At 67.3% G+C, this 18638-nt stretch carries 21 protein-coding genes; 13 read left to right on the forward strand and 8 right to left on the reverse strand.

The annotated features are described in order from the left end of the window. The first annotated feature begins 54 nt into the window (after positions 1 to 54). From ACFQ9K_RS39980 to ACFQ9K_RS39995, 4 genes are read left to right on the forward strand one after another with little or no spacing between them, the layout of a single operon-like run. The gene (locus tag ACFQ9K_RS39980; protein ID WP_378719578.1) at positions 55 to 1440 is read left to right on the forward strand and encodes an extracellular solute-binding protein; all 1386 of its coding nucleotides are present in this window, start codon (positions 55 to 57) and stop codon (positions 1438 to 1440) included. Beyond that, positions 1433 to 2347: a carbohydrate ABC transporter permease gene (locus ACFQ9K_RS39985; protein ID WP_378719575.1), complete on the forward strand. Its 915-nt coding sequence runs from the start codon at positions 1433 to 1435 to the stop codon at positions 2345 to 2347. The genes ACFQ9K_RS39980 and ACFQ9K_RS39985 overlap by 8 nt, the downstream gene beginning before the upstream one ends. Beyond that, on the forward strand, positions 2344 to 3168 hold the full coding sequence (locus ACFQ9K_RS39990; protein WP_378719574.1) for a carbohydrate ABC transporter permease: 825 nt from the start codon (positions 2344 to 2346) through the stop codon (positions 3166 to 3168). The genes ACFQ9K_RS39985 and ACFQ9K_RS39990 overlap by 4 nt, the downstream gene beginning before the upstream one ends. Then, the gene (locus ACFQ9K_RS39995) at positions 3169 to 4179 is read left to right on the forward strand and encodes an ABC transporter ATP-binding protein (protein WP_378719573.1); all 1011 of its coding nucleotides are present in this window, start codon (positions 3169 to 3171) and stop codon (positions 4177 to 4179) included. A gap of 54 nt (positions 4180 to 4233) precedes the next feature. Here ACFQ9K_RS39995 and ACFQ9K_RS40000 read toward each other — a convergent pair whose 3' ends face one another. After that, on the reverse strand, positions 4234 to 4593 hold the full coding sequence (locus tag ACFQ9K_RS40000) for a helix-turn-helix transcriptional regulator (protein WP_378719571.1): 360 nt from the start codon (positions 4591 to 4593) through the stop codon (positions 4234 to 4236). A gap of 144 nt (positions 4594 to 4737) precedes the next feature. Here ACFQ9K_RS40000 and ACFQ9K_RS40005 point away from each other — a divergent pair, with 144 nt between their 5' ends. The 3 genes from ACFQ9K_RS40005 (at position 4738) to ACFQ9K_RS40015 (ending at position 6528) form a co-directional block, all read left to right on the forward strand. Beyond that, complete coding sequence (locus ACFQ9K_RS40005; RefSeq protein ID WP_378719599.1) at positions 4738 to 5157, forward strand: Hsp20/alpha crystallin family protein; 420 nt, start codon at positions 4738 to 4740, stop codon at positions 5155 to 5157. 143 nt (positions 5158 to 5300) lie between these two features. Beyond that, positions 5301 to 5717, forward strand: coding sequence for an STAS domain-containing protein (locus tag ACFQ9K_RS40010; protein ID WP_378719570.1), 417 nt, complete (start codon positions 5301 to 5303; stop codon positions 5715 to 5717). 64 nt (positions 5718 to 5781) lie between these two features. Further along, complete coding sequence (locus tag ACFQ9K_RS40015) at positions 5782 to 6528, forward strand: HEAT repeat domain-containing protein (RefSeq protein ID WP_378719597.1); 747 nt, start codon at positions 5782 to 5784, stop codon at positions 6526 to 6528. A 6-nt stretch (positions 6529 to 6534) separates the two neighbouring features. Here the strand turns inward: ACFQ9K_RS40015 and ACFQ9K_RS40020 are convergent, their stop codons facing one another. The 4 genes from ACFQ9K_RS40020 to ACFQ9K_RS40035 all read right to left on the reverse strand — a co-directional run bounded on the left by ACFQ9K_RS40020 (position 6535) and on the right by ACFQ9K_RS40035 (position 10405). Then, positions 6535 to 7470 carry an alpha/beta hydrolase family protein gene (locus ACFQ9K_RS40020; protein WP_378719568.1) on the reverse strand — a complete coding sequence of 312 codons (936 nt, stop codon included), beginning with the start codon at positions 7468 to 7470 and terminating at the stop codon, positions 6535 to 6537. Positions 7471 to 7689: 219 nt separating this feature from the next. Beyond that, the gene (locus ACFQ9K_RS40025; protein WP_378719566.1) at positions 7690 to 8088 is read right to left on the reverse strand and encodes a hypothetical protein; all 399 of its coding nucleotides are present in this window, start codon (positions 8086 to 8088) and stop codon (positions 7690 to 7692) included. 135 nt (positions 8089 to 8223) lie between these two features. Continuing rightward, entirely contained in the window at positions 8224 to 8988 is a 765-nt protein-coding gene (locus ACFQ9K_RS40030) for an SDR family oxidoreductase (protein WP_378719564.1), read from the reverse strand. Between the two features lie 751 nt (positions 8989 to 9739). Further along, positions 9740 to 10405: an epimerase gene (locus tag ACFQ9K_RS40035; protein WP_378719563.1), complete on the reverse strand. Its 666-nt coding sequence runs from the start codon at positions 10403 to 10405 to the stop codon at positions 9740 to 9742. A gap of 147 nt (positions 10406 to 10552) precedes the next feature. Here ACFQ9K_RS40035 and ACFQ9K_RS40040 point away from each other — a divergent pair, with 147 nt between their 5' ends. The 3 genes from ACFQ9K_RS40040 (at position 10553) to ACFQ9K_RS40050 (ending at position 13448) form a co-directional block, all read left to right on the forward strand. Further along, a complete protein-coding gene (locus ACFQ9K_RS40040; protein ID WP_378719561.1) occupies positions 10553 to 11053 on the forward strand; it encodes a hypothetical protein in 501 nt (166 codons plus the stop codon). A gap of 22 nt (positions 11054 to 11075) precedes the next feature. Continuing rightward, on the forward strand, positions 11076 to 12236 hold the full coding sequence (locus ACFQ9K_RS40045) for a DUF6545 domain-containing protein (RefSeq protein ID WP_378719560.1): 1161 nt from the start codon (positions 11076 to 11078) through the stop codon (positions 12234 to 12236). An 87-nt stretch (positions 12237 to 12323) separates the two neighbouring features. Continuing rightward, on the forward strand, positions 12324 to 13448 hold the full coding sequence (locus ACFQ9K_RS40050) for a serine hydrolase domain-containing protein (protein ID WP_378719558.1): 1125 nt from the start codon (positions 12324 to 12326) through the stop codon (positions 13446 to 13448). Here ACFQ9K_RS40050 and ACFQ9K_RS40055 read toward each other — a convergent pair. Next, positions 13429 to 14355 carry a LysR family transcriptional regulator gene (locus tag ACFQ9K_RS40055; RefSeq protein WP_378719556.1) on the reverse strand — a complete coding sequence of 309 codons (927 nt, stop codon included), beginning with the start codon at positions 14353 to 14355 and terminating at the stop codon, positions 13429 to 13431. The two genes, ACFQ9K_RS40050 and ACFQ9K_RS40055, sit on opposite strands and share 20 nt — an antisense overlap. 123 nt (positions 14356 to 14478) lie before the next feature. Between ACFQ9K_RS40055 and ACFQ9K_RS40060 the strand changes: the two genes are divergently transcribed. The 3 genes from ACFQ9K_RS40060 to ACFQ9K_RS40070 all read left to right on the forward strand — a co-directional run bounded on the left by ACFQ9K_RS40060 (position 14479) and on the right by ACFQ9K_RS40070 (position 16774). Then, positions 14479 to 14973, forward strand: coding sequence for a nuclear transport factor 2 family protein (locus tag ACFQ9K_RS40060; protein ID WP_378719554.1), 495 nt, complete (start codon positions 14479 to 14481; stop codon positions 14971 to 14973). Continuing rightward, on the forward strand, positions 14970 to 15317 hold the full coding sequence (locus ACFQ9K_RS40065; RefSeq protein WP_378719552.1) for a DoxX family protein: 348 nt from the start codon (positions 14970 to 14972) through the stop codon (positions 15315 to 15317). Before ACFQ9K_RS40060 ends, ACFQ9K_RS40065 begins: the two co-directional genes overlap by 4 nt. 788 nt (positions 15318 to 16105) lie before the next feature. Then, a complete protein-coding gene (locus tag ACFQ9K_RS40070; RefSeq protein WP_378719551.1) occupies positions 16106 to 16774 on the forward strand; it encodes a DUF2993 domain-containing protein in 669 nt (222 codons plus the stop codon). Between the two features lie 6 nt (positions 16775 to 16780). Here the strand turns inward: ACFQ9K_RS40070 and ACFQ9K_RS40075 are convergent, their stop codons facing one another. Next, positions 16781 to 17743 carry a helix-turn-helix transcriptional regulator gene (locus ACFQ9K_RS40075; protein ID WP_378719549.1) on the reverse strand — a complete coding sequence of 321 codons (963 nt, stop codon included), beginning with the start codon at positions 17741 to 17743 and terminating at the stop codon, positions 16781 to 16783. Positions 17744 to 17843: 100 nt separating this feature from the next. Further along, entirely contained in the window at positions 17844 to 18638 is a 795-nt protein-coding gene (locus tag ACFQ9K_RS40080; protein WP_378719547.1) for a fumarylacetoacetate hydrolase family protein, read from the reverse strand.

Genomic DNA, 18638 nt, shown 5'->3' on the forward strand with positions numbered 1-18638 from the left:
CGCGGTGAATTCTCCGGCACAGTGAGTATTGGATCTGCCTTGCAGGAGGAGCCCATGGCGTCGAACTGGCGGTTGTTCGCGGCGGTGGTGAGCGTCAGCTCGCTCTTGGTGGGAGGGGCGGCGTGCGGGTCGGACAGCCGCGGGGACACGGTGACGATCACCGCGAACGCGATCAACTCGGCGGGCGGGAAGAACGCGGCCGAGGCGAAATGGATCCAGGACTGGGTCATCCCGAAGTTCGTGGCCCAGCAGCAGGCCAAGGGCGTCACCGTGCAGGTGCGGTTCCAGGCGACCGGAGTTCCGGACGAGGACTACAAGAGCCGGATCGCCAAGGACCTGAAGACCGGCACCGGGGCCGATGTCGTTTCGCTGGACGGGATCTGGGTCGGCGAGTTCGCCGAGGGCGAGCAGATCAAGCCGCTCGATGAGCTGGTCGGCGCGGACCGGGTGCGGGCCTGGGACGGCTGGCAGCACATTCCGGCCACCGTGCAGCGGTTGACCTCGTACCACGACAAGCAGTACGGCATACCGCAGGAGACCGACGGCCGGGTGCTGTTCTTCAACCGCAAGCTGTTCCAGCAGGCGGGCATGCCGGCGGACTGGCAGCCGAGCAGTTGGGACCAGGTGCTGGAGGCAGGCCGGAAGCTGGCGGCGGTGCCCGGAATCATTCCGGTGCAACTGAATGCGGGCACCAGCTTCGGCGAGGCGACCACCACACAGGGCATTCTGCCCTTGCTGGCCGGTACCGGGAGCACGCTGTTCGAGAACGGGAAGTGGGTCGGCAACACCGCGAAATTGCGTGCGGTGCTGGACTTCTACCGCGCTCTGTACGGAGCGAAGCTGGGTGACGCGGAATTACAGCAGGACGCCAAGGGCCGGGAGAAGAGCTTCGAGAAGTTCGCCAAGGGCCAGGTGGGAATCCTGTTGGAGAGCGACTACTTCTGGCGCGGCGTGCTGAACCCGCGCGGCGGCAGCTTTCCGATGGCCGACCGGGACACCCAGGTGGGCTGGGCGAAGATCCCCGCGGCCTCGCCCGGGACCGGAGTGCACAACCAGGACTTCGTGAGCGTGTCTGGTGGCGGCGGGCGGGTGATCAATCCGAAGAGCAAACACGTCGAACTGGCGTGGGAGCTCCTGCAATTCATGAACTCGCCGGCGGCCTGCAGCGCGCTGATCGCCGGCGGCGGGCCACGGATCACCGCGCGGCAGGACGTGAATGCCGATGCCCTTGGCGAAGATCCGATGCTGACCTTCGTCTCCGAGCAGATCCTGCCGATCACGTCGTTGCGCCCCGTGCTGCCGGAGTACACCAAGGTGTCCAAGGCGCTGGCGCAGGCGACGCTGGATGTGGTCACCGGCCGGAGCACCGCGGATGCCGCTGCGGCGTATGGCAAAGCGGTGGCGGATGCGGTCGGCAAGGACAGGGTGGCCGGTGACTGAACCCGTCGTCACCGAGGTACCGCAGGGCGGAGCCGACACCGACGTCGTCGGGTTGGGGCGCTGGCGGGCGAGTGCGTTCGTCACGCCTGCGCTGCTGCTGATCGCCGCGTTCCTGGTCTTTCCGGCGCTCTGGCTGCTGTGGATCGGGCTGACGAACCTCACCGTGTCCGGGCGCACCTCGGTGGATGTTTCCTTTGTCGGCCTGGACAATTACACGAAGGCGCTGCAGGATCCGCTGTTCGGGAACAGCGTGTGGATCACGCTGCTGTTCGTGTTCGGTTCGGCCGTCATCGGGCAGAACTGCCTCGGATTCACGCTGGCCTGGTCGATGCGCACCGCCGCACGGTGGGTGCGCGCGGTGGTGGAAAGCCTTGTACTGCTGGCCTGGATCCTGCCCGCGAGTGTGGTCGCCGTGCTGTGGATCGCGATGCTCGACCGCGATGAAGGCACTGCCAACCGGCTGCTGAACACCCCCGGATACGCGTGGATGATCCAGCAGCCGCTGGCCGTCATCATCGTGTTCAACATCTGGCGCGGTACCGCGTTCTCGATGCTGCTGTATTCGGCGGCGCTGTCCACGGTGCCGCCGTCGCACCTCGAAACCGCCCGGCTCGCCGGGGCTTCCGGACCGCAAGTCCTGCGGGACGTGCTCTTTCCGCACCTGCGCGGGCACGTCCTGACCAACACCCTGCTGATCAGCCTGTGGACCTTCAACGACTTCACCCCGTACCTGCTGACCCGCGGCGAGCCGAACCATCGCAGCGAGACCCTCCCGATCTTCCTGTACCGGCAGGGAATCGACGACGGGGCACTGGGTTACGGCGCCGCGGCGTCGGTGCTGATGCTGCTGATCAACCTGGTGCTCGCGCTGTTCTATCTGCGGCTGCTGCGGCGGAGGACCCGATGAATCCACGCCAGCTCGTCGGCCGGATCGGGTTCTATGCCTTCGTCGCGGTGGTGACCGGGTTCTTCGTCGTGCCGATGCTGTGGCTCGCCTCGGCGCCGTTCGACGCCAACCCCGGGTATGCCCCCAGGGTCCCGGAAAAGCCGACACTGCAACATTTTTCGGCGCTGTTCGAGAACGACCTCACCATGGGCTCGTTGTGGAACTCCGTGCTGCTGTCCTGCTTCTGCATGGTGCTCGTGGTTTCCAGCGCGGCACTCGCGGCGTACGCGCTGTCCCGGGTCCGGATCCCCGGCCGAGATGCCCTGCTGTACTTGCTGTTACTGCTCTCCAGCGTAGTCACCGGCACCGCGGCGATGGTGCCGATCTTCCTGCTGATCTGGAAGATCGGTTTGCTGGACCGGGAATTCGGCGTCGTGCTGGTGCTCTCCGGCGGGTTGCTGCCCGCGGCGATCTTCATCCTGAAGGACTTCATGGACTCGGTGCCCCGCTCCTATGAGGAATCGGCCCTGGTGTTCGGTGCGGGTCCGTTGCGCATCCTGCGCGACATCGTCGTACCGCTGGCCAGACCGGGACTGGCCACCATCGCGGTGTGGACCGTCGTGAACGTGTGGGGCAGCTATCTGGTGCCGTTCCTGCTGCTGCGCGACCAGGACAAGCAGCCGGCCGCCGTGGTCGTGCGCACCTTCTACGACGAGGGCGGCGGCGCACAGCTCGGCCCGATCTCCGCGTTCTCGCTGTTGTACTCGATCCCGGTCGTGCTGATGTACCTGTTCGTCAACCGGCGCTACGGCTTCCGGCTCCACGGAGGGATCAAGTCCTAGATGGCGCGGATCGATCTGTCCGACCTCACCAAGGTCTTTCCCGGTGACGTGAAAGCCCTTGATGCCCTGAGCTTCACGATCCACGACGGCGAGTTCTTCGCACTGCTCGGCCCGTCCGGATGCGGCAAGACCACCCTGCTGCGCACCATCGCCGGCCTGGAATCCCCGACCGGCGGCCGGATTCGGATCGACGACAGGGACGTCACCCGGTTGTCTCCCGGCCGGCGCGACGTGGCCATGGTGTTCCAGGACTACGCGCTGTTCCCGCACATGACGGTGCTCGACAACATCGCCTACCCGCTGAAAGTGCGCGGCGCGGACCGGCGGACCCGCGCGGCGAAGGCGACCGAGACCGGCGATCAGCTGTCGCTACAGGGATTGATGGACCGCCGCCCCGCCGAACTGTCCGGCGGGCAACAACAACGGGTCGCGCTGGCGCGCGCGATGGCCTGCCACCCCAAGGTCTTTCTGTTCGACGAGCCCCTGTCCAACCTCGACGCCCGCCTGCGCCTGGAAGCCCGCACGTTTCTGAAGAAGCTGCAACACGAACTCGGCGTGACCACGGTGTTCGTCACCCACGATCAAGCCGAGGCACTCGCCCTCGCTGACCGGATCGCCGTCATGTCCGACGGCCGGATCCGCCAACTGGGCACCGCCCGCGAGGTATTCCGCAGGCCCGCAGACACGTTCGTGGCCAACTTCATCGGCTCCACCCCGATGAACCTGATCCCCGGCGAGCTGGTCGGACTCGAATCATCCGTCATCTGGGGAGCCCGCCCGGAATACCTGGGCTTCTCCGCCACGGCCGTGGACGGTGCCCTGCACGGCACCGTATCCACCGTCGAACACCTCGGCGCGACGTCCCTTGTCACCGTGGAGGGCAACGGATTCACCGTGGGCGTCACCGTCCCCGAGGCAGCGGAGCCCGGCTTGGGCACCGACGGGTGGGTAGTCCCGCAACCCGACCGCGTCCTGCGCTACGACGCAGAGTCGGGCGATCTGCTCCCCTGACCCCACGCCGCCCAACCGTCATCAGGTAAACCGCGAGCGTCGCATCGATCGATGTTATTTGGCTGTCTCGCTGCGGCTTCGGTGGTCGGCGCGCAGGGCGGTGTTGTCGTCGCGGAGGCGGTCGTTGTCGATATTCAGGGTGGCGTTGGTGTCTTCGAGGTCGAGGATGCGTCCGATGCCCGCGAGGTTCACCCCGGCCGCGGCGAGGGCGGCGATCCGCTGGAGCCGAGCGATGTCGTCACCGCTGTAGCGGCGGGTGCCGCCGTCGCTGCGGGCGGGGGTGAGCAGGCCGTGACGTTCGTAGAGTCGCAGCGTTTGCACACCGATCCCGGCGAGGTCGGCGGCGACCGAGATTCCATACACGGCCTGGCCCGGGTCGGGCAGATGTGATCCTGGCTGGGGGTCCTGCTGCATCGCTCTCCTCATCTGTAGGTGCCGGTCAGGTTTTCTATTCTAGACACTTGCACTCATATGTCGAGAGTGCTACAACAAATCTATGCCAGTTGGCACAGGTTATCTGACTCGATGAAGAAATGGAGTGTGCTGGAGGTGGCGACCATGCTGATGCGTACCGATCCGTTCCGTGATCTGGACCGTCTGACGCAGCAGGTGTTCGGCACAGCGGCTCGACCCGCGGTGATGCCGATGGACGCCTGGCGCGAGGGCGACGAGTTCCTGGTGGAGTTCGACCTGCCGGGGATCGATCCGAAATCACTGGATCTGGACATCGAACGCAATGTGGTGACCGTGAAAGCGGCTCGGCCGGAGCTGGATTCGGGGCGGTCGATGATCGCCGCGGAACGCTCCCGCGGGGTGTTCAGCCGCCAGCTGTTCCTCGGCGAGGGCCTCGATACCGACCGGATCCGCGCCGACTACACCGATGGGGTGCTGCGCCTGGCCATTCCGGTCGCGGAGCAGGCCAAGCCACGCAAGATCGAGATCGAGCACCACGATCGGCGACAGTCGATCAACGCCTGATCCGCCCGCCCCGAGACCGACGAAAGCCCGGCGTTCCGGGCGGCGTCCGGCACCGGATCCGCCCGGTCCACCATTCGAAACAACTACGCGAGGAGGTATGCCATGGCCGCGTCCCCAATAGCTACGCCGGACGGCACACCCAGGTGGACGACCCCGGCGCCGCGGTCAACGCACATGTCACGACGACGGTGGCGCCGATGAGCGCCGAGTCGCGCGCGGTGCAGGTAAGCCTGCACCAGGTCGGCTCGGCGGCGGTGCTGACCGTCAGCGGTGAGGTCGACGCGGTATCGGCGCCCCAACTGCAATCCGGGATCGACGACGCGCTGGCGCGGAAGCCGGCGGTGCTCGTGGTCGATCTTTCGGCAGTGGGCTTCTTCGGGTCCGCCGGGCTCAGCGTGCTGCTGCTCGCGCTGGACCGGCTCGCGAAGGACAGGTTGCGGGTGGTCGCCTCGCCGCAGGTGCGGCGCCCGATCGAGGTGACCGGACTCGACGGGATGCTCGATCTGTTCGAGACCCTGCAAGCCGCGCTGCGATCAGGAGAGACCCCTCGCTTGGCTTGACCCCGCCTCCAGCGAAAACCCTTACCCGCGAGCGCCATAGGATCGCTACGGTTGGTCGGTGGTCATGCTCGTGCACCTGACACCGGAGAAGAACGCCCGCCGAATCCGCCGGGCGGGCATCGCCATGTCCGAATATCGGCATGGGGTGTTCTGCATGCCGGTGCTGCCGTCCTATGTGCTGTCGCATCAATGGTTGCGCGAGTTGCGTCGCGGCGGGCAGCGACTGATGGTCGCGGTGCACTTCCGCGTTCCCGACCACGAACTCGTCCGGGTCGGCCACTATTCGGAATCCGGCGCGGAAATGACCGCGGCCGAAGCCGTTTCGGTGATTCTGCACGCCGACGATCCGCGCGGATACCAGATCGTCATACCGCGTCCGATCGCTCCCACCGAGCTGCATCGGGTTCGGCAGGTCCGCCAGGTGACCGGGTGGCGCTACCAGCCGAACGCGCACGGCCGGCGACCTTGCGCGTGTCCCGCATGCCTGCGCCGCGGCGAATACAAGGCCGTCGACCTGCGCCGCCGGTTCCATCCCGACCCGCCGGAACGCACGAAACCCCAACTGCTGGAACAACTACGGAACGCGACCAATGACGACGACGTGATGATCGCGCTCTACGGTCTCGGCCGCCGCAGTCGTGGCGATGTCGACGACGTCGCCGGCTACGCCGACCACGCAAACCCCGACGTCCGGTCTGCGCTCGCGTGGGCGTTGCACCGATATCGCGGCACCGAGGCCCGGCAGCTGCTGGCCCGCTTGGCCGCCGATCCCGACCCGGAAGTGCGCCGCGAGGCGACGAAGCGCCGGTAGCCCGGCCTACTTGTTATCGATGCGCCCGATCGGGTCGGCGGATCGGGCGAGGTCCAATTGGCACTGCTTCCACCCTGTTTCGTCGATCCCGAGCGCACTGCGCAGGTAGGCCCACGACGACCGACGAATAAGGGCGACCCGGTCCGGGCTCTCGTCGGTGGTGTCCTTGGCGTCGTAGGCGTGGATTCCGCCCAGTGAGTGTTCGGCGCCGAACACGGTGAGCAGGCTTTCCGCGCCGGGACTGTGGGTGTAGACATCGGTGAACCAGTCGGGACCTCGGGTCGAGAGCAGGGACTGATCGTGATCCCCGGCGACCACCAGGGTCGGTGTGGTCAGGCCGGTGAAGTCGGGGTTCATGAAGGCGAAGTTCTGCACCGCGAACGGAGTCAGATCACCGCCGCCGATGCCGGTAGTAGCAAGCAGCACACCGACTTTCACCCGCGGGTCGGTCAGGTCCGCACCGGGTTGCCCGTCGGCGTCCAGGACGCGCGCGCCGAGCAGCATGCCGACGGTCTGCCCGCCCCAGGAGTGTCCGGCGACGGCGATGCGGTCGCGGTCGACGCGGTCGACCAGGCCAGGGACCGCGGCGACGATGTGATCGAGCTGGTCGAGCACGCGTACGACATCGTCGACGCGGGTGCGCCAGATGTCCGGATACCGCGGGTCGGACGGGGTGAGGGCGAGCGTGCGCGAATCGAGGAAGGTCGGCTGGATGACGACGAACCCGTTGCCTGCCCAGAAATCGACCAGCGGGTCGTAGGAGACCATCGATTTGCTGAAGCCGTGGGCGAGGACGACGACCGGGAGGCCTGCGCCGGAGACCGGCGCCGAGAGGCGGACCTGCAGGTCGTCCCCGCGTTCCGGCGCAGGCAGGACAATCGGTTTGATACTGATGATCGGTGTGGTCAGGGCGGGGACGGCACTCGGGGCGGGTGCGGGCATGGGGGTTCCCTTCGAACGTGATGAGCGCCGCGTCCTGGGATGGACGCACATTCCGGCGGGCACAAAAGATGAACCGGAGCACTGTTCCGAATATACGGAACAGTGCTCCGGTTGACAAGGGGACGACGAGGGGAGCGCCACGTACCGGCAAAGAGCGGCCGGGCCGTGGGGCCCGATGCGGACCCCGCGCCCGATCGGGCTGTGCCGCGATCACATTGGTCAGGCGTCGAGCGCCGCGGTGATCTTGCGCGCCATCGCGGCCACCGCGGGGCTCACCTGCCCCTTACCGGACTGGCCTGCGGCTTCGACCGCGACCAGGACGGTGTCGCGGAAATTGCCCGCCTCGACCGGAGACTGCTCGGCGAGCAGCCGCACGCTCGCGGTCAGCGCGGGCAGCACCTGGTCCGCGAGCTCGGCCACGGACTTGCCCGGCAGCTGGATATCTTTCGACTTGGCCGCGAGCACGTGCCCGACCACTCCGGTCGCCGAGGTCAACGCGGTGGACCCCTGCGCGATGCCCTTGTGCGGTGCGCCGGCGGCGGCCAGCAGCGCGACCGCTCCGTAGGCGGCGGTGCGCAGGGTGCTCTTGTCCTGATCGGTCAGGGTGATGGTGGACATGTCGTGTACTCCTCGAAATCGGTTGTGGCACCGGGTCGGTGCCGGTCGTTTTGTTCGATGTACACACTTTGTCCGGGCCTGCTGACATCGCACTGACACGCACCTGACACCTCCGCTGACACCGCGCTCGGCCCCTTACAGGTTCACCCCACCACTGACATCGAGCTTGGTACCGGTCACCCACCGAGCGTCGGCGGAGACGAGAAACGCCACGGCATCGGCGATGTCGGGCACCTGCCCCAGCCGCCCCAGCGCGGTCACGCCGATGTTGCGTTCCACGTTCGCCGGATCGGCCAGCACCGCGGCGGTCATATCGGTGCGGGTGTACCCCACGCCGACCGCATTGACGGTGATTCCTCGCGGTCCGAGATATTTGGCCAGCGAATGGCTGAACACGTCCAGCGCACCCTTGGTCAGCGGGTATCCGATTCCGTGCGCCGAGGCGATCCGGGTGGAAACGGAGGAGATATTGACGATCCGGCCACCGTCGCGCAGCAGTGGCAGTAACCGCTGGGTGAGGAAGAACGGCGCTTTGACGTTGACCGCGATCATCCGATCGAACTCCTCGGGCGTGAGCTCCTCGATCGACCGCCCCATGATGTTGAGCCCGGCATTGTGGATCAGGATGTCGATCCCCGATTCCCCGTGCTCCCGCAGTCCGGCCATCAGCCCGGCCACCAACGTGTCCACATCGCCGGTGACGCCCAGTTCCGCGCCCACGACGAACGCCCGCCCACCGGCCTCGGCGATGGCCGCGGCGGTCTCCTTCGCCGCCGCCTCGTTGCTGCCGTAGTGCACGCCGACCAGGGCGCCGTCGCGAGCCAGCCGCTCGGCGATACCCCGGCCGATGCCCCGGCTCCCGCCGGTGACCAGCGCGACCTTCCCATTGAGATCGCCCATTGTCGCTCACCCACCTTGACGCACAGTTCGGTCCCGCCGTGCGGCGGCGGCGTGACCGACAGAAAGCCGCTGGCCGGATCCAGAACGTAGGCCAGGAACTCGGGCTCGGCGTTCATGACGTACCCGCCGAGGCGCAGCTGCGGTGCGACGATCTCGAACAGCTCGGGCGCGAGCGACGGTTCGGCGCCGAGCCGGCCATCGGTCGGGGCGACATCGATCGGACCGCCGAGGTCGCGCAAGATGGTTCGCGCGTCACCCGTGCGGATCGCACTGTAGGCGTGCGGATCTCGCTCACGGCCGTGGCGCGGATACTGTTGCGCCGCGGCGAGTTTGTCGATGACCGCATTGCCCACGGGGTCGCGGAGGGGGCGGCGGGTGTCGACGATCATGATCGAATCTCCTTCGCTCGGTATTCGGCAACGCTTTCCGGCGGGCGTAGGCTTCGCCCGAGAATCTGTAATACATTGCGGCCCAGCACAAATAGCCGACTCCGGCGCTTCACGCGAGCGGTACGCCGGTGTAAGACAAGGCTAGTTTGGCCTGATGGCGGCAGGCGGCCAACCACAGCCGCGAAACGGCCGACCTCGGACGGCCAGGGGGTGCGAGTGAACACCTACGTAGCGCCGAACCTAACTGCGGGCGAAAGACTTCCACTAACTATGGCGATCCGCACCCAGGTCCAGCGGAGCAGGTCGATGGTCGGACCGGGTCGTTCAGATCCCCGAATCATCTTGGGCGCCAGCGGGTCCGGCTAAGGCAAGGCTCGCGCGGTGATGTCCCGCGGGTTCAGCAGCCGGGTATCCGACCCGGAAGCCGCGACGGCGATCATCGCACGGCCGATCTCCCGATTATCGTTGAACGCGTTCGGCGCCAGCCGTTTGAACAGCGGAATCAACGGCCGCGTAATCGTATACGCGGTGCGGTACAAGCGAGTCTTGGACACCACGCCGTCCGTCGGCTGCACGAACCCCGGCCGGAACATGAACGCCCGGAACGGAAGTGCCAGCAGATCGTTCTCGGTCTTCCCCTTCACCCGCGCCCACATCGACCGCCCCTGCTCGGTGCTGTCGGTGCCTTGCCCGGAGACGTAGATGAAGGTCAACGCCGGATTCGCCGCCGCCAGCGTCCGCCCGACGCGCAAGGCCAGGTCGTAGGTGATTCGCCGGTAGTCCTGCTCGTTCATCCCGACCGAGGAGACACCGAGGCAGAAGAAGCAGGCGTCGAACTCCCCCAGCTCGCCCTCGATCGCTGAAAGATCGCTCGGGTCCGGCTGAACCAGCTCGCGCAGCTTGGCGTTCTCGATCCCCAGCGCGCTGCGCCCGACCGCGAGCACCCGCTCCACCCGCTCGTCCCGGAGGCACTCGGCGAGCACTCCCTGCCCGATCATGCCCGTCGCGCCGTAGAGGATTACCTGCATGCTCGAATCTTGCCCCAACCGGTAAACGGATCGAGGGAGGTGCCGGTCGGCCGGCGCCGACCATCGTGGCGTTTCGGCGATTTCGGGCAAACGAACGGCAGCCCGCTCCCCTGGACAATCCGGACCATCGGCGGCAAAGATAGCTCCATGTTCCGACGCGCCGGTGTCGACCCCGCGGTCGAACAAGTCCGAAAGCTGGCGGATTCGCTCGACGTACCGCGGCCGTGGCATCTGGCGACCTTCGTCGAGTGCGTGGCGGACCGGGTCGGCAAGCCGATTGTGATCGTTCCCCGGCACGACCTGACCACGGGCGGGTTTCCCTGCGGACTCGTCGTCGAGCGCGCCGACGACATCGTCATCGCCTACGACGCGGCCAGCACCGGCTATCACACCGACCACATCGTGATGCACGAGATCGCCCATCTGTTGCTCGATCACGCCGGATTCGTCTCGATGGGCGCCCAGCGCCGGACGCTCGCCACCCTGTTTCCCGACCTGGACATCGACAGCGTGCTGCGCGTGCTCGCCCGCAGCGATTACGACGACATCGACGAGAACCAGGCCGAACTGTTCGCCTCCATGCTGATGTCCGATGTGGAGGTCGAACGCCCGCGCTCGGTGCTCGGCCGCCTGGTCTTCCGGCGCTGAGTCGCGCGCGACCATGACCTCGATGCTGCCGACGGCGGTGACGCTGCCCACCGTGATCGCCGCCTTCCTGCTGCTCGCCGGCCGTCTGGTCGGCTTGCTCAGCACCGGCCTCGACCGCCAAGTCACCATCGCCTTCGGCTGTCTCGTCGCCACGGCGGCGACCCGGGAACCGACGGTGGCCCACCTGGTCAGCGAGCTCTCCGGCGGATGGCTCTCCGAACAACGCATTCTCGAGCTCGGGGTGATCGGCTTCAATGTCGGCTATGCGGGCGGTCTGCTGATCGGGGCGGCACTGCTGCATCGCACCCGCTCGCCGCGTGCCGCCTACGGCATGGCCGTCGTATTCAGTGTGGTGGCACTGTGTTTCAGCACGGTGGACGACGGCGCGGGCACAATCTTCGAACGCACCGGCTGGGCGCAGTTCGGCTACTGGCTGTGCACGATGCCGATCGGTACGGCGATGGCGGTCCTCATCATCCGCGCGGCCATGGCCGAACTGCGCAACCAGGTCGGCCGCCGCGAGTCGGCGGTGTATGTGGCGATCTTCCTGTGCGGCATCGCGGTCCTCATCCGGGTCGGCGCCACCCTGGTGGCGGCCACCATCCGGATCTCCGGGCAGCGCAACTCGTTCACCGATGTCCAGGCCGTGATCGACCGCAACGGGGTGTTCTTCGATCTCCTACTCTGCATGGGACTGACCCTGACCGCGATAGTCGCCGCGGCGCGCACCCGACGCGATGTCAACGATCTGACCCGCCATCGACGAGCGCTTCGCCCGCTCTGGGCCGAACTGACCGCCGCGTGCCCGGAGATCGTGCACCACAGCCCCGTACCGCACGGCGCCCAGCCCGACCGATATCTCTTGCACCGCACCGTGATCGAGATCCGCGACAGCATCCTCGACCTGGCCCGCTACGCCACACCGCATCCGGCCGAGATCGGCGCGGCCATCCTCGGCACCGCGCCGGACAACCCCGCCCACGACGCGCTGGACCGCGCCGTCATGCTCGTGCGCGCCCGCGATGCCAAAGCGCACGGCACGCCACCGACCGGCGGACGCTATTTCGCCCTCACCACCGCCGACAGCCTGCTCGACGAGGTCACCGAGCTGACCGCCATCGGCGCGCAATGGGAGGTCGCCGAGGCGATCGCGGCCGGAGCCGGACAGCGCAGCTCGCGATAGCTCGCCACCCGTCTGGTACTCCGGTGCGAGGGGCTGTAGTACCGGAGTCCAATGTGTTTGCGGGGCCGGGCTTCCTACCGTCGGATCATGCGTATTCCAGGTTTTGCTCTTTTGATCTGCGCGGCGGCGGTGCTGGTGGCCGGCTGTGCGGCGGACCCGGTCGAGGCGGCGGCGCGGCCGGCGGATGGTGCCCGGGTGGACGCGGTGCGTGGCGATCTCGACGGGTTGGTCCGTTCCGGCGCGGTCGGGGCGCTCGCGACACTCACCGAAAAGGGCGACACGACGGTCCTGACCGCGGGCCTGGCGGATGCCGCTGCTCGCACCTCGATCCGCACCGATCGCCCGGAGCATGTCCGGATCGGCAGCGTCACCAAGACTTTCACCGCGGCGATCGTGCTGCAACTGGTGGCCGAACAGCGGGTCGACCTCGACCGGTCGATCGACACCTACCTGCCGGGCCTGCTGGTCGGTGACGGAATCGACGGGCGGATCATCACCGTCCGCCAGATCCTGGGTCATCGAAGTGGGCTGCCCGAGCCGGTCGAACCGGAAGGGTTGAACGAGTACACGGCGGCCCGCGCGGGACGTACCTACACGCCCGCGCAGGAGGTCGCTCTCGCCTTGCGGCATCCGGCCACGTTCGCTCCCGGTGCCCGATTCGAGTACACCAACATCAACTATCTGGTCGCCGGTCTCCTGATCGAGGCGGTGACCGGGCACCGGTACGCCGACGAGCTGCGCGACCGAATCCTCACTCCGCTGGGCCTGTCCGACACCTACCTGCCCGCCACCGGCGACACCGGTCTGCGCGACCCGCACCTGACCGGCTACGCGACGGTCGACGGCATCGTGACCGACCAGACGCGGATCGAGCCGTCCATGCCGTGGACGTCGGGCGCGCTGGTCAGCACCGGCGCCGATCTGAACCGCTTCTTCACCGCGCTGCTGGCCGGTCAGGTGGTGCCGCAAACCCAACTGGGGCAGATGCTCGACGGTGTCGACATGGGTAACGGCGATGGCATGTCCTATGGGCTCGGCGTCGGATACGCCCAACTGCCCTGTGGCGCGCAGTTTGTCGGCAACGTCGGCGGAGTTCCCGGTTTCGCCGCCGTCGCCGGCGCGACGAAATCCGGTCGAGCGGTTGCCTTTTCCTACACCGGCACGGTGGCCGACACGGATCTCGGCGGGATGCTCAGCCACGCCCTGTGCTGAGCGTCCCGCCCGGCAGCGCCGACGCCGAATCTGTGACGGTCTGGGTGAACAGGCGAATCGCGGCGGTCTCGCGTGCGCGTGACCAGATCATCGCCTGGTCGATGGGCGCGGTGCCGGCGAAGGGGACGAAGGCCACGTCGGGACGGGCGTAGTAGTCCGCGGCCCAGTCGCATGCCGGCGTCGCACCCTTCCCCCTGCCGACCAGCGTGAGCATCTCCTGCCAGCCCGCGGCCGCTGGACCGCGCGAGATCGGCCGACCCGCCGGCGTGTGCCGCGGAAGGTGGCTGTCCAGATCGGCTTCGGGGATGCCGTCGACGATGATCAGCGGCACGGTGGCGAGGTCCTCGACGGACAAGCTCGTCTGTTCGGCGAGGGGGTGCGCGGCGGGGACCGCGAGCACCTGCGGTCTGGAGAACACCGTCGGCCCGATGACGAACTCGGATTCGCCCTCGACGAGTGCGACTTCCGCCAGCACCAGGTCCAGCTCGCCCGTGCGCAGCACCTCGCGGACGGCGCCGTAGGTGACCTCGCGCAACTCGATCGTGCACCCTGGATGGCGGGTGCGGAACGGGTCGGTGGCCCGCAGGATCAGGTTGCCCGCCCATGCTGCGGTGAAGCCGACCCGCAAGACGCCATGAATACCGTGTCCGATCGCGGCCGCGGTGTCGAAGGCGATACGGATTTGCTGGTAGGCGGGCAACAGATCGTCTCGGAGCCGGTGCCCGAGTGGCGTCAGGGCGACCCGGCGGCTGGTGCGTTCGAACAGCGGGCTGCCGATCTGGCGTTCCAGTTTCTTGATGGTCTGGCTGATCCGGCCCGGGGTCACGCGCAGCCGTTCGGCGGTTCGGCTGAAGTGCAGTTCGTCGGACAACGTCAGGAACGTCTCCACCTCGAAACGTTCGAACATCCCGCGCACCGATCTGTGAGTCCAGCTAAACGTCGGTTCCATAATGCCTGCTTGATGCGCGATTCCCGCACCGGCACCCTTGATTGCGCCGGTACCCGGCGCTATCGAGCAGAGGAGGAACACGTGGACCGGCAGGTGACCGAGGTGCTGCGCCGGTTCGGTCGCGGTGCCGAATTGTGCGACCGTGAACTGCTGGTATCGACCCTCGCCGCCGATGCCGAACTGGACCCGGGCCGCGCTACCGAGGCGTGGGTCGCGCACAGCCCGCTGTTGATCGGACGCGAGACGATCGCCGACATCGTGCTGGGGATGTTCGCCGGACGGGTCGAGACCACGCACACCCTCGTCGAACCGCAGGTCGTGATCGATGGCGGCCGCGCACATCTGCGCGCACTGGCCGATGTACGACATCGATTGATCACCGACCGCGCCGTCGGCGTGCAGCTCATCTATCGCTACACCACCGAGCTGGTCAGCACCGGGTCGCAGTGGCTACTGCGACGCATCGACCTCGAAACGGTCCGATACCGGGGCGATCCCGCCGCCATCTATTGCCGCACCCCGGATCGTCAACGATCCGGTCAATCAATTCTGTTGAGAGAAAAGGGAATTCAATGAACATCGCGTACCACATCGTCGGCGTGATCGCCGCGCTATGGGTCGGCTTCTCCGGATACTCGCTGTTCTCCAAGCAACAATTCGTGGTCGAGCCGCTCGAACAGTACGGCGTCCCACGGCCGTGGTGGAACTGGCTGGCCACCGCCAAATCGGCTGGGGCCCTTGGGCTTATCGCCGGCTTCTTCGTCCCCCCGATCGGCATCGCGGCAGCGATCGCGCTGATCATCTACTTCCTCGGCGCCACCGCGACCGCCCTGCGCGCCCGCTCCTACCAAACCTCGATCTTCCCCCTCCTCTACCTGATCCCCACCGCCGCAACCCTGATACTGCAAACGGCCCGCTGAGCCGCAGACGATCGTGGCGGCGAGCTCCATCCGTCCGGCCGAGATCTGTTGCCGCCCGATCCGTCAGATGACCGCACGATGCAGATACCGGCAGGGGCAGGTGGCAGCGAGCCCTTCGTTGTCCTCATCGAGATGAACCAGCTCCCGATTCCCCTCCGGCCCAATGAGAGTCCACAACCACGGCTCCGGCTCCGTCCCCAGCCCGCAGAGAACACCGCCACCCGAATACCCGGCCAACGCCACCGCCAACCTCTCACCATCGACCCCCGCCCGCCCGGCCACCCGCGCCTCGACACCGATCGAGAAACCAGAACAGAAATCCCCTCCGACATCCGAAAAGGTACAAAACACCGCGAAAGCCCCCGCCCCCGCACATCCCCCAGCAACTCATCCACCCGATCCGCATGCCCAACAAAGATCTCCGACGCCCCAACCCCGAAACAATCCATCAGAAACGCACGCAACCCCACCGCCTCGAGCCGACAAGTACACAACCCATCCATCACTCGAACGAATGTAATCCCCAGCTGCGCTGGATAATCCATCAGCGCGGCTGGAATCCTGCCGGAACGACTGTCCGGTTCGCCGGTAACGTGATCCGCAGCGCGCGGCCGCGGAGGCTACACCCGTTCCTGTCTGGTCCATCGCATCGTTGCCTTCGATCCGTGGGTCCGGACTCTGAACCGGAATGACGAGGGCGGGTTGTGGGCATTGGTTGGCGGTTCGCAGCATGATGGGGGGATGGCTGAGTTGGTGAGTGTATGCGTGGGTTGTTGATATTGGTCGTTGTGCTGGCGATTGGGCTGGTGGTGGGCGATCGGGTTGCGGTGGTGATGGCGCAGAACGAGATCGGGCGCAAGATCGCGGCGGACTATCAGCTGGCGCAGCGGCCCAGGGTGGAGATTCGCGGGTTTCCGTTTCTGACCCAGGCGGTCGAGGGGAAGTATCGGGATATCGATATCCGGGTCGGTGACTGGAGCGAGCAGAAGGTCACCGTGCACAACCTCGACGTGACCTTGACCGACGTGTCCGCGCCACTGAGCGACCTGCTCAACAACCGCACATCGAACCTGATCGCGGCCACGGCCTCGGCGACGGCGGTGGTGCCCTACGACACCGTGCGGGGCTTCGCAACGTCGGGCGTGGAGTCCATGTCGGATGCTCCGGACGGGCTGCGGGTCACGGGCACCTTCCCGATCGAGGGCATCCCGGTGCCCGGAACGGTGATCGTCACCGTCGCGCCGGTCGAGAACGGGATCGAGGTCACGCCGGTGTCGGTGCAGTCCGCGATCGGTGGACCGACGATTCCGCTGGCGATGCTGCGCCAGACGCTCACCTTCACCGTCCCGTTGCAGCGGCTGCCGCTCGGCGCACGGCTGACTTCGATCCAGCCCGGACCCGACGGTCTGCACGTCACCGCGGTGGCCCACGATGTGCGGTTCTCCGACCTGAACTGAGCCGACTCACCCTCGGCCCGTCGGCCTCCGGGCGGCCTCGGCGTAACGGCGGGACAGCCGACCGAAGGCGGCGGCCAGTTCGGGCGGGCCGACGACCTCGATGTCGGCGTCGAATCTGCCGATCGCGGCGGCCAGGCTGGGCCACGACCATGAGCCCAGGGTGAGTCGGCAGCGGTCCGGGGTGACCTCCTCGACTACTCCCTCAGGAGCGAAGCCGGCGACGACGGTGGCGGGAAGGTCGAGGATCACCTCCCCGCGACAGGGCCAGTCAGCCGAGTCGGACCCGCGAAACCTGCTGGCCACGAAGGCGGTGACGTCGCCACCGGGCAGATCACGCGGGGTGAACCGGGGACCGGCGGGAATGCGGGGCGTGATCCGATCGGCCCGGAAGGTGCGCCAGTCCGCGCGGTCGAGGTCCCACGCGACGAGATACCAGCGCCCGCCCCAGGTGACGAGGTGATGCGGCTCCACGCGACGGGGCGGCGCGTCTGCAGCCGAGGCGTAGTCGAAACGCAGCACTTCGCCGGCGTGCACGGCGGCGTTGAGTGTCATCAGCACCGTGCTGTCGACCTGCGGATTCGACTGCTCGACGGCGGTCACCCGGACGATATCGATCCGCCTGCGCAACCGCGCAGGCATGACCTGTCGAACGGTATTCAGCGCACGCGCCGCACCCTCCTCGATGCCCGCACCGGCGGTGCCGGCGATCTGCAACGCGACGGCCAGCGCCACCGCCTGCTCGTCATCGAACAGCAACGGCGGCAGCTCGGTCCCGGCCTCGAGCCGATACCCACCGTCCGGCCCTTTGCTGGCCGCGATCGGATACCCGAGCTCGCGCAGCCGGTCGACGTCGCGGCGCACGGTGCGCGCACTGATCTGCAACCGCTCGGCCAGCAGCGCCCCCGGCCAGTCCCGCCGCGCCTGCAACAGCGAGAGCAACGCGAGCAGTCGCGCGGACGTTTTCGGCATGCCGCCATACTGCCCGAAGAAGGGGACACATCCTGTCCGCTACCTCGAGCTTGCTCGACCGACCACGAAGACGCCCGCGGCCTCCCTGCGTATTTCGACTTCAGCACCGATATGGGCTTGCCCCCGTCCCGGCGGTGGGCCGTGCGCGGTCGCTTCGCTCCGTCACCGTGTTGCGGAGGGTGCCGATGCCGGTGATCTCGACTTCGACGGTGTCGCCGGGGCTCATCGGACCGACCCCGGACGGACTGCCGGTCAGCAGGATGTCACCGGGTTGCAGGGTGATCCAGCGGGTGACGTAGGCCAATAGCTCCCCGACGCCGAATACCATTTCCGAGGCACGGGCGGATTGGACGATCCGGCCGCCCAGCCGGGTGGTGACGTGCAGGGCCGAGGGGTCGGGGATGTCGGTCTCGATCCATGGACCCACGGGGCAGAAGGTGTCCGAGCTCTTGGCGCGGGTCCATTGCCCGTCGGCCCGCCAGTCGTCGGCGGTGACGTCGTTGGCGCAGGTGTATCCGAGGATGAATTCCGTTGCACGATCAGCGGATACGTTCTGAGCCGGACGCCCGATGACGACGGCCAGTTCACCCTCGTACTCGAGCCGCTCCACCTCGGGCGGGCGCAGGATCGAGGCATCCATCCCGGTAATCGCGTTGGGGGACTTCAGGAACAGCGAAGGTTGTTGCGGCCAGGGCCGTCCCTTCTCGATGATCTGCCCGGCGTAGTTGCTGCCCGCACAGACGATCGTGCGGGGTTCGCACGGCGCGAGAAGCGTTAGCTCCGAGAGCCTTCCCACCACCGCCCCGAGCTCTACGTCGAGCAGATCGTGCACGACATCGCCGACCAGCGCACCGGTTCCGGTCCGTCCGTCGAGTGAATAGCGGACGATACGCAT

It is taken from the genome of Nocardia sp. NPDC056564, from assembly GCF_042793755.1.
Classification (GTDB): domain Bacteria; phylum Actinomycetota; class Actinomycetes; order Mycobacteriales; family Mycobacteriaceae; genus Nocardia.